Source organism: Streptomyces sp. NPDC059456, from assembly GCF_042750055.1.
In the GTDB taxonomy this organism is placed as follows: Bacteria; Actinomycetota; Actinomycetes; order Streptomycetales; family Streptomycetaceae; genus Streptomyces.
The window spans coordinates 1-9,668 of sequence record NZ_JBHYVA010000296.1; the positions used below are offsets into that span (position 1 = coordinate 1).

At 73.9% G+C, this 9,668-nt stretch carries 10 protein-coding genes and 1 pseudogene; 7 read left to right on the forward strand and 4 right to left on the reverse strand.

Translation table 11 applies throughout. The annotated features are described in order from the left end of the window. Positions 1-142 precede the first annotated feature (142 nt). The 3 genes from ACFXA3_RS23940 to ACFXA3_RS23950 form a co-directional block, all read right to left on the reverse strand. Positions 143-901 (reverse strand): thioredoxin family protein, encoded by a 759-nt coding sequence (locus tag ACFXA3_RS23940; RefSeq protein ID WP_385189899.1) that lies wholly within the window; start codon positions 899-901, stop codon positions 143-145. A gap of 309 nt (positions 902-1,210) precedes the next feature. Beyond that, entirely contained in the window at positions 1,211-1,717 is a 507-nt protein-coding gene (locus ACFXA3_RS23945; protein ID WP_385189901.1) for a hypothetical protein, read from the reverse strand. Positions 1,718-1,932: 215 nt separating this feature from the next. Next, positions 1,933-2,730, reverse strand: a complete 798-nt coding sequence (locus ACFXA3_RS23950) for a CAP domain-containing protein (protein WP_385189902.1) — start codon at positions 2,728-2,730, stop codon at positions 1,933-1,935. 698 nt (positions 2,731-3,428) lie between these two features. On the opposite strand from ACFXA3_RS23950, the gene ACFXA3_RS23955 reads away from it, so the two are divergent. The 4 genes from ACFXA3_RS23955 (at position 3,429) to ACFXA3_RS23970 (ending at position 6,781) form a co-directional block, all read left to right on the forward strand. Further along, positions 3,429-3,872: a transglycosylase SLT domain-containing protein gene (locus tag ACFXA3_RS23955; RefSeq protein ID WP_376200767.1), complete on the forward strand. Its 444-nt coding sequence runs from the start codon at positions 3,429-3,431 to the stop codon at positions 3,870-3,872. A 109-nt stretch (positions 3,873-3,981) separates the two neighbouring features. Further along, on the forward strand, positions 3,982-4,395 hold the full coding sequence (locus ACFXA3_RS23960) for a hypothetical protein (RefSeq protein ID WP_385189905.1): 414 nt from the start codon (positions 3,982-3,984) through the stop codon (positions 4,393-4,395). Between the two features lie 95 nt (positions 4,396-4,490). Then, a complete protein-coding gene (locus tag ACFXA3_RS23965) occupies positions 4,491-5,171 on the forward strand; it encodes a HEAT repeat domain-containing protein (protein WP_385189908.1) in 681 nt (226 codons plus the stop codon). Between the two features lie 425 nt (positions 5,172-5,596). Further along, on the forward strand, positions 5,597-6,781 hold the full coding sequence (locus ACFXA3_RS23970) for a winged helix DNA-binding domain-containing protein (RefSeq protein WP_385189911.1): 1,185 nt from the start codon (positions 5,597-5,599) through the stop codon (positions 6,779-6,781). Between the two features lie 55 nt (positions 6,782-6,836). Here ACFXA3_RS23970 and ACFXA3_RS23975 read toward each other — a convergent pair whose 3' ends face one another. Continuing rightward, the gene (locus ACFXA3_RS23975; protein ID WP_385189913.1) at positions 6,837-7,535 is read right to left on the reverse strand and encodes an alpha/beta hydrolase; all 699 of its coding nucleotides are present in this window, start codon (positions 7,533-7,535) and stop codon (positions 6,837-6,839) included. 151 nt (positions 7,536-7,686) lie between these two features. Here ACFXA3_RS23975 and ACFXA3_RS23980 point away from each other — a divergent pair, with 151 nt between their 5' ends. From ACFXA3_RS23980 to ACFXA3_RS23990, 3 genes and pseudogenes are all read left to right on the forward strand, one after another. Then, positions 7,687-8,382, forward strand: coding sequence for a maleylpyruvate isomerase N-terminal domain-containing protein (locus ACFXA3_RS23980; protein WP_385189916.1), 696 nt, complete (start codon positions 7,687-7,689; stop codon positions 8,380-8,382). Continuing rightward, complete coding sequence (locus ACFXA3_RS23985; RefSeq protein ID WP_385189919.1) at positions 8,379-8,699, forward strand: hypothetical protein; 321 nt, start codon at positions 8,379-8,381, stop codon at positions 8,697-8,699. Before ACFXA3_RS23980 ends, ACFXA3_RS23985 begins: the two co-directional genes overlap by 4 nt. Positions 8,700-8,720: 21 nt before the next feature. Continuing rightward, positions 8,721-9,383: pseudogene (locus ACFXA3_RS23990) on the forward strand (amidohydrolase family protein); the annotation flags it as partial. Positions 9,384-9,668 lie beyond the last annotated feature (285 nt).

The following is a 9,668-nucleotide window of genomic DNA, read 5'->3' on the forward strand; positions in this document are numbered from 1 at the left end:
AGCAGGCGGTCCTCGCCGGGCGCGGCGGCGGGCGGCGCCCGCCCCGGGGCGGCGGGGGCGCCGCGCCCGCCGGCCCCCCCCCGGGCCCCCACCGCGAGTCCGGCCCCGGCCGGGGCGAGGACGGCCGCGCGGACCGGTCGTCTCATGACGCCCACTTGCGCAGGAAGGAGTTGATGCCCTCCGCGGTCAGGGACGGGTTGCCGGTGACATGGGTGTCGGTGCGCACGGCGCCCGACGGGGAGACGACGACCAGCACGGGCATCGTGTAGGTGCCGCCCGACGGGCTGTACTTGCGCAGGAGTGCGGAGTTGGCGGAGCTGTTCCCGCCGATGTCGATCTTGACCAGCTGGTAGGAGTCACCGAGGATCGCGGCGGTCTGGGACTGGGCGAACACCTTGTCCGCGGCCTTGCAGTTGCCGCACCAGTTGGCGCCGAAGTCGAGCAGCACCATGCGGCCCTCGGACTTGGCCGTGCGCAGGGCCGCGTCGATGAGCTTCTGCGCGTCGGCCGAACTGTCGTAGCCGGGCCCGGGCACGGCCGCGGGCTGCGCCGCGGCGGCCGTACGGGACGGCTTGGCCGACGTCCCGGCGGCGGCCCCGGCCTTGGCGGGCGAGGTACCGGGCCGGGGGGTGGCGGACGCGGAAGCGGAGGCGGAGGCCGAGGCGGTCGGGGACGCCTCCGGCGACGCGGTCGCGGACTCGGTGGCGGAGGCGGCGGAGAGCTCGGGGGACGAGGCGGCCGCGGACGGCGCGGCGGATCCGACGGGCTGGGTGGAAGGCCCGCAGGCCGCGGTCAGGCCCGCCGCCACCACGGCCGCGGCGACCAGCGGCATGCGCACGGCCCGGGGTGTCCCGGGGCGGGACGGCTGCGTACGGCGGTCGGCGCGGACGGGTCGGAGCATGCGAGAACTCATGGCGAAGACACCCCAGGGCACGGATCGGAATGCGGGGAGGGCAGGGCGCCCCCCGGCTCGGTGAAACCTGCGGCCCGACGGATCGCCGGGGTCACGCCCCGGCGCCGAAGGCCACTCGGCTGAGGCGAGCATAGGACCGCTCCGGGCCGCCGGAACCGGCTCCGCCCGATCTTGAGGATGCCCTAAGGAACAGCTCATCTTCCGCTTCGCCGGAGCGCGGACCGGGCGCGGGAGCAGGGCGACCGGAGTGTCCGGCGCGGCCGGGTCCCACCAGGTCGCGCCGGGTCGCACCAGGTCTCAGAGGGAGGACTCGCGGACGGTGGCCTTCGCCGACGGTTCGATCGTCGCCGTCACGAGCGACCGGTGGTCGGCGCTGGTGAACGTGACCGAGAGGGTGTCGTCCGAGGTCTGCGAGGTGCTGGTCTTGAAGCCCCGGTCCGGGACCGCGGAGATCAGGCACACGCCGCGGCTGCCGTACCGCACGGTGACCTTGCCGCCCTGCGAGGGGACGGTGTACAGGCCCGCTCCGCCCTCCGCGCAGTCCACGGAGCTCTTCGAGGCGCTGGTACGGGGGGTGCCCGGCGAGGCCTTGGCGGGGGTGGGGGACGCGGCCGAGGGGGACGGCCGCTGCGTCACCGAGGGAGAGGGGCTCGCGGACGCGCTCGGCGACGGCGTGCTCGGCGACGGGGTGCCCGCCTGCCATGCGGGCGGCGTTTCGATGACCGTCGGGGCGGACCGGGCGACCGGGGGCGTATGCCGGGTCGAGCCGACGACGAACTGGACCGTGGCGAGCACGGCGGTCACGCTGGCGGCCGTACACGACAGCCATATGAGCAGGTATCGCGGGAGTCGGGGCACGGCCCCATAGTGGCGGACGCTCCGACGGGCCCGTCACCGCCTCCCCCTTCCGGGGAACCCGGTGTTCCGCAGGGTCGGTGCGGGCGCCCGGGCCGGCGGACGCCGACGTCCTCCGGACCCCTGCACGGGGTCGGAGGACGTGGGGGCGTCGTGCGGGCCGGCTACCTGGAGGCGCCGAAGTCCTGCGTCCACCACGGGCCGCCGTCGCCCTTGTGCACGCCTATGCCGATCTCCTTGAAGGCACAGTTGAGGATGTTGGCCCGGTGGCCGGGGCTGTGCATCCAGGCGTCCATCACCGCGTCGGCGTCGGCCTGGCCGCGGGCTATGTTCTCGCCCAGGTTGGACCACGTGTATCCGGCGGCTTCGACCCGGCTGGTCATCGTGGACCCGTCGGGGCCGGTGTGGGACATGACGCCGCTGCGGGCCATGGTGTCGCTGTAGGCCCGCGCGGCCGCGCTCAGCTTGCTGTTCGTGGTCAGGGGACCGCACCCGGCGGTGGCCCGCTCCTTGTTGACCAGGGCGAGGACCGCGGACTCGCTGTTCGCGTCGACCGTGCCGGACCCCCCGGAACCGCCGGAGCCCCCGGTGCCCGTGGAGCCGCCGGAACCGCTGCCCTTGCCGGCGGGCTTGCGGGTGGGCTTGTCGGTCTGGGCCGACGCCGACTTGGCCTCCGTGCTGCTCTCCGCCGCCGAGGGCTGTGCGGGAGTGGCGGACGCCGAGGCGTCGGCTCCCGGCGTCCCCGACGGACTCGGGCTCGCCGGGGCCGAGGCCTCGCCGGTGGGAACGGGGGCGGTGGGGGCGTTCGTTCCGGCGTCGGCGCTCGACTTCCCGGACAGCGGTCCCGCGGCGCCGTCGGTGTGGCCGCTCCCGCGCGCAGCACCGTCGGAGTCGGCCACCGCGACGCCGACCGCCACCGCCGCGGCGGCCGCGGTGACGGACAGCACGATGCGCGTGCGCACCGTCTTCCGCCGTCGTGCTTCGACACGGGACGGACGTCCGGGAGTACTGGGGCTCATGCCGGTAACACCTCATAGGGCAGGGAGAGGGGACTCGGTCCGAGCCTAGGCTGGTGACCAGCGAAAAGATCGATCTGGAGGGGTTCTTCAACTTCCCTTAAGGAAGCCCGCAGGATCGGCGCAGAGGCGATCCGGGCAATGGCCTCAACTCCGGTCAAAAGGTGCACGATCGGTGCCGCCGGATCCAGTCGTGCGGCGCCGGCCCGAACCGGTCCTGCCGCACCCGGACCGCCGGTCCCGGGCCGACTCGGACTCTCCCGGCCGACTGCGCCGTCCGGGTGGGCCGAGGAGCGGGCCGTCATCGCCCTCGCCGCCCCGTCGTCCTCGTCGATGCGCCGACGGCTCGGCGCATCGAGCGTGACGAGTCGCCACGCATCGTGAGATTCCGGCGCCTCCGGGGTGACTCGGCCCATAGGGTGCAGATCACATACGAACCCTGCTAGTAGGGACGAGCCGCAGATACCGCACCGGGTTCGCCGGACGCCGCACCCGGGCCTGTGCGAGGGCCGGTAGTAGGAACGGGCATTGTCAGGGGTCCGGAGCGTCGGTAGAACTGGGTCAGTCGCCGGGCGGCACGGGTACCCACCCCGCCGCCGACGAACCCCTCTCCTTCGCGTGAGTGGCTCACGCATGTCTTCGGCATGCGGCGACCGTCCTGGTTCCCTTCGGAAGGTCAGACCGTGTCGAACCCCGTCATCCGCCGCATCGCCGCTTCGAAGAAGACGCTCGCGGGCGCTGTAGTCGCCCTCGGTGTCGCCGGCTCCATGCTCGCCACGGTCCCCGCCCAGGCGGCCCCGACGAGCGCCAAGGCGATCGCCCAGCAGATGATCAAGGACCCGGCGCAGTTCGCGGCCTTCAACAACATCGTTTCCCGCGAGAGCGGCTGGAACCACACCGCCACGAACGCCTCCTCCGGCGCGTACGGCCTGGTCCAGGCCCTGCCGGGCTCGAAGATGGCTTCCGCCGGCGCTGACTGGAAGACCAACCCGGCCACCCAGATCAAGTGGGGCCTGGACTACATGAACTCCCGCTACGGCAGCCCCGTGGGCGCCTGGAACTTCTGGCAGGCCCACCACTGGTACTAAGCCACCAGCGGCAGCAGACGCACGAAAACGCCCGACCGGGACCCCCGGCCGGGCGTTTTCGCGTTCCGGGTCGCCCCGGCGTGCGCCGGAACGCAGGATGGTGCAGGTGATGACAGTTCTGCTGGTCGGAGTGCCGGACGGTGAGCAGCTGGAGCTGCTGCGCGCGGGCATCCAGCGCAATCCGCACTTCCGGGTCCTGTCGCATGCCCGTGAACCCGCGGTCGCCCTCGCGCACGCCCGTCTCCTGCTGCCCGACATCACCGTCCTGTCCCTGCCGGCCGGGCTCGACGCCCTCGACGCGGATCCGGACGTCCTGCGCGTGTTCCACGGGGTGCGCGCCCTGGATCCTCCGAGCGGGGTGGTGCTGCGCACGGCCGCCGCGCGCGTGCCCCGCGCGCTGTCGGGCCTCGTGGTCGAGGGCGCCGTCCACGTCGTGCGTGCGGGAGACTCCGAGGCCCTGATGCGGGCGCTGCGCACGATCGGGCTGCGCCGGTCCAGCTGTGACCCCGACGAGATGCCCTGACCGGCGCCGGGCGGCGCGCCCGGCGGCGTTCCCGGGCCGCGCGGCGAGCCTGCCGGGACTCCGCTTGACCTTGACACGGTGACAAGCTCTTCACTGTGGCCGAGGAGGTGGTCCCCATGGCCATGGCGGAACCGGGAACCGATGTGATGCGAGCCGTCGAGGGGCTGGAGGGCGACAGCCCGCCGGTCCGGCTGCGGGCGGCGATGGCGGTCGGCACGACCCCGCACCCGGGCGCGATCGGCAAGCTGATCGAGCGGTGCGCGGTCGAACCCGATTTCCACGTACGGGAAATGCTGACCTGGGCACTGATCCGTCACGCGCCGTCGATGACGGTTCCGGCGCTTCTCGACGAGCTCCGCGCGGAGCGTGCGCAGGCACGGAGCCAGGCGCTGCACACACTGTCCAAGATCGGGGACCGGCAGGCGTGGCCGGCCATCACGCCGGCGCTGCTGTCCGACGCCGATGACGAGGTGGCCCGGACCGCATGGCGGGCAGCGGTCGCGCTCGTGCCCGAAGGCGAGGAACGCGCGTTGGCCGTGGTGCTGGCGAGCCAGCTCGGGCGCGGCGGCCGCGAGACGCACATGAGCCTCAGCCGTGCGCTGATCGCTCTGGGGGAGGCGGTGTCGCCGGTGCTGGCCGAGGCGAAGGTGCACCCCGATCCTCGCGTACGCACGCACGCGATCGCCACGGAACGGCTGTGGCTCGACCCGGAGGCCGGATTCGAGTTCGCGATCGAGGAGGCGAAGCGCATCGTGGCCCTCGGCGGCGCCGGCTGAGCACGTCGCGGCATTGCGGACCTGATCTGTCCGCAATGCCGCGTAGCGTCGGAGGCGTAAGCCGGACAGGAGGCCGGGTTCCCCCGATGCCCTCCCCGGGTGCCCCTTCGGGTTCCTTCGGGTTCGGTCGGTTCCGCCCGGGGTCTGTCGGACGCCGCCGAGGCGCGGGGCCCCGAGAGTGCCCTTGACCGGCCCGACCGGGACGTACGTACGCACGGCAGGAGAGACCACCCATGGCGAAGGCCGGCGACACCACCGACCAGCCCGACGAGGTCGACAAGCCCGTGCTGGAATTGATCTCCACCCTGAACACCGCCTGACGCCACCCCCGCCGCGCCGCCCGGACGCCCACCCCGTCCGGGCGTGCGGCTCCGCCCGACCAGTGGAAGGACGGCAACGGGCGGCCATGCGCCCCCGGCCACGCCATGACCCATGCCCGACCGAAGATCACCGACCGGCAGCGGCGCGCCCGCATCACCACCGGCCATCTCCTGACCCCACCGGACCGCGCGGACACGCCCGAGCAGGTCTGCGAAGCGCTCGTCGCCCTCCACGCCACGGACCCGGCCACGGTCTACCTGACCGTGGCCGCCCGCACGGCCGACCCGGCCCCGGCGCAGCTGGAACACGCCCTGTACGAGGAGCGGACCCTGGTGCGGATGCTGTGCATGCGCCGCACCATGTTCGTCGTCCCCCACGACCTCGCACCCGTCGTCGACGCCTCCACCGCACGGGCCGTCGCGGCCCGCGAGCGGAGGAACCTCCTCAAAGTCCTCGGCGAGCAGCACGGTCACGACGACGCCTGGCTGGCTGCGACCGAGGACGCCGTGCTCGCCGCCCTGGCGGGGCTCGGCGAGGCCACCGCCGCCCAGCTCGCAGCCGCCGTACCCGCACTGCGGACCCAGATCAGCGTCGCTCCGGGCAAGCCGTACGCGGCCACACCCCGCATCACCAGCCGGGTGCTGGGCGTGATGGCCGCCGAGAGCCGGATCCGGCGCGGACGCCCGCTGGGAACCTGGGCCTCGTCCCAGTTCCGCTGGACCGTGGCCGAACCCCACCCCGAGCTGGCCGCCGACGAGGCCAGGGCCGAGCTCGCCACCCGCTACCTGCGCGCCTTCGGGCCCGCCACCACCGACGACATCAAGTGGTGGACCGGCTGGAACCTCACCGACACCCGCAAGGCCGTCGCCCGTACCGGAGCCGTCGACGTCGACCTCTCCCACGGCCCCGGCCACGCCCTGCCCGACCAGCTGGATCCGCCCCCCGAGACCGAACCCGCGGCCGTCCTGCTGCCCGCACTCGACCCCACCCCCATGGGCTGGCGACAGCGCGACTGGTACCTCGACCCCGCCCTCGTACCCGAACTCTTCGACGCCTACGGCAACATCGGCCCGACCGTCTGGTGGGACGGCCGCATCGTCGGCGGCTGGACCCAGCGCCCCGACGGCGAGATCGCGACCCACGCCCTGACACCCGCCGGCCGCACCCCCGGGGCCCGGGCGGCCACCGCCGCCGAGGCCGCCCGCACGGCCGCCTTCCTCGGCGACATCCGGATCCGGCCCAGCATGCGCACGCCCCTGGAGCGCCGCCTCTTCACCGGCCCGGCATGACGGTCGCCACGCGGGTGGTGCGGGGCCGGTCCGGGCCCCGCACCGGCGGCGTCCGCTACCGGCCGGCCACGTCGTTCGCGGCGGCCTCGATCAGGTCGCTCACCGCGCCCGGCTGCGAGGCCAGGGAGGCGTGCGAGGCGTTCAGCTCGATCGTCTTGCGGGGGTTCATCCGCTCGGCCATGCGGCGCTCGTTGTCCGGGTGGATCATGCGGTCCTCGGTGGACACCTGGTACCAGGACGGCTTCGTGCGCCAGGCCGGCGCGGTGACGGTATCGCCGAAGGCGGAGCCGAGCGGTGCCTTCTGCGTCACGGCCATGACCAGCGCCTCGTCGGGCGTGAGGTCCTGCGCGAAGCTCTCGTGGAACAGGTCCGGCTTGATCCACAGGTAGCCGTCCGAGTCGGGCGCGATGTTCGCGAACGCCGCCGGCGGCAGCTCCTGGCTGAGCGCTCCCGGGCTCTCACCCGAGTCCGGCGCGAACGCCGCGACGTAGACGAGCCCGGCCACGTTCGGCAGGTCGCCCGCCTCGGTGATGACCGCGCCGCCGTACGAGTGACCGACGAGCACGACGGGGCCGTCGACCTGCCGCACCATCTTCCGGGTGCGTTCGGCGTCGTCCGCGAGGGAGGTCAGCGGGTTCTCGACGGCGTGCAGGTCACGGAAGCCGCGCCGGTGGAGTTCGGTGATGACCTTGGACCAGTGGGCGGCTCCGCCCCAGAAGCCGTGGACCAGGACGATGGAGGGCTTGCCGGCCATGAGGGGCCTTCCTCGGTAGGTGGGGGAGAGGGGTGTCCGACTGCTCCGCCCACGCTAGGCAGACCACCTCAAGCACGCCACCGCGCCGCCCACGGCCGCCACTCACACGGGTCCGGGGAGCGGCAGCACCCCGGCTTTGTAGGCTCCTGTCATGTCACAGTCCACACAACCTCGGTCACCGGTGTCGGGGAAACACGTACGGCGGGCCGTCGCCCACTGCCTCGACGTCCTCGAAGGCATCCCCGCCGCCCAATGGCACGACCGCGCAGGGGACTTGGAGTGGACGCGCCGGGAGACCCTCGACCACCTCGCGGACGACCTGCTCACCTACGCGCTGCGGTTCGGGCTGGCGCGTCCCATGGGCGTGCCGCGCGTCCCGCTGCGCGTGTCCCGCGAGCGTCCCGAGGGCCCGGCCAACGTCATCTTCACGGACCACGACGCAGGGCCGCAGGGGCTCCTGACCACCGTGGAGGCGTGCGGCGGACTGCTCGCCGCGGCCGTGGACACCGCGCCCCCGACCGCGCTGGCCCCGCACGTCTTCGGGGCCTCCGATCCGGAGGGCTTCGCGGCCATGGGCGTCGTCGAGACACTGGTCCACACCCACGACATCGCCCGGGGTTCGGACCGTGACCGCGAGCCCCCGCAGGACCTGAGCGAGCGGGCCCTCGCGCGTCTGTTCCCCGACGTCCCGGTCCTCGGCACCCCGTGGGCGACCCTGCTGTGGGCGACGGGCCGCATCGAGACGCCGGACCGCCCCCGCCGGACCGACTGGCGCTGGTACGGCGCACCCCTCGACCGTGGCGCGGCCCGCGACGCCCTCGGCACGGCCGAGGACGTGACGGGATGACGGACGGCCTCGGAAACCCCGAACGGCCCTCGGACCAGGTGTGGGTGCGCCAGGTCGCCGGCTGCCTGCTCGTGGCCCTCCACCTGCTGAACGCCGCGGTGCTCTGGATCGTCCTGTCCGACGGGCAGCCCGCCGGCGGGGACGAGGACGGACGCGCGGCGACCGACCTGGCCTGCCTCTTCTCGGTCTGCCTGAGCCTCGCCGGAACCGCCCTGACCCTGGCCCCGACCGTGCGCCGAGCCCTCGGCCGGTGGTGGCTCGCCCCACCCGTCGTCCTCGGGGCCATCGCCTTGACGCGACTGGTGACGGGGTCCTGACCCGGGAACTTCGCCGTCCTCCCCCTGCCGGACGTCGACGGGGCGCTCGCCGAGGCCGCCCACGCCCTGGACGAGCTGGACGCGGACGGCGTGATGGTCCTGTCCAACGCCCACGGGCGCTACCTCGGCGACGCGGAGTTCGAGCCGCTGTGGGCCGAGCTGGACGCGCGCGGGGCCGTGGTCCTCGTCCACCCCACCGCGCCGCCCGGCGCGATGGTCCCGGGCCTGCCCAGCCCGCTGGTGGACTTCCCGTACGACACCGCCCGCACGGCCCTGCACCTGGCCCTCGCCGGTGTCCCGGGCAGGTACCCCCGGCTGAAGATGATCCTTCCCCACGCGGGCGGCTTCCTGCCGTACGCCGCCCACCGCTTCGCTGCCGCCGCACGGCTGCGTCCGGGCAGCGCTCCCGAGGACCTCATGGCCGAACTGCGCCGGTTCCACTTCGACACCGCGTTCTGCGCGGGCCCCGTCTCGCTGCCCTCGCTCCTCGCGTTCGCCGAGCCCGGGCACGTCCTGTACGGCAGCGACTTCCCCATGGTGCCCGAGGAGTGGTGCAGCGGCTTCGACGACGGGCTCGTCGGCTACCCGCACTGGGCGGACGGGCAGCTCCACGCGATCCACCGCGGAAACGCGGAGGCCCTCTTCCCCCGTCTCGCACGAGGGCGAGCGCGAGCCCGAGCCTGACCGGCCGCCCGGCGGACGCGGTCCCCGCGGGCGCGTCCACCGCGCGCCGGCGGGGCGCGTGCGGCGCACTTCGGCGCGCGAGTGCGGGGGTGTGCTTCGAATGGGGTGTATGTCGTGGATGCGGCAGAACGGGCGGGTGTACTAGCTTCCGTGTACCTGGGCCGATGATCGCGTGGGGGTTGTGGTGGCCGTCAGCAGCGAATCCTTGACGAGCGCGGCCGGCGGCGAGCCCGGCACGACGAGCGCATCCGTACCCGCAGCCGCAGCCGCAGCCGCACCCGCAGC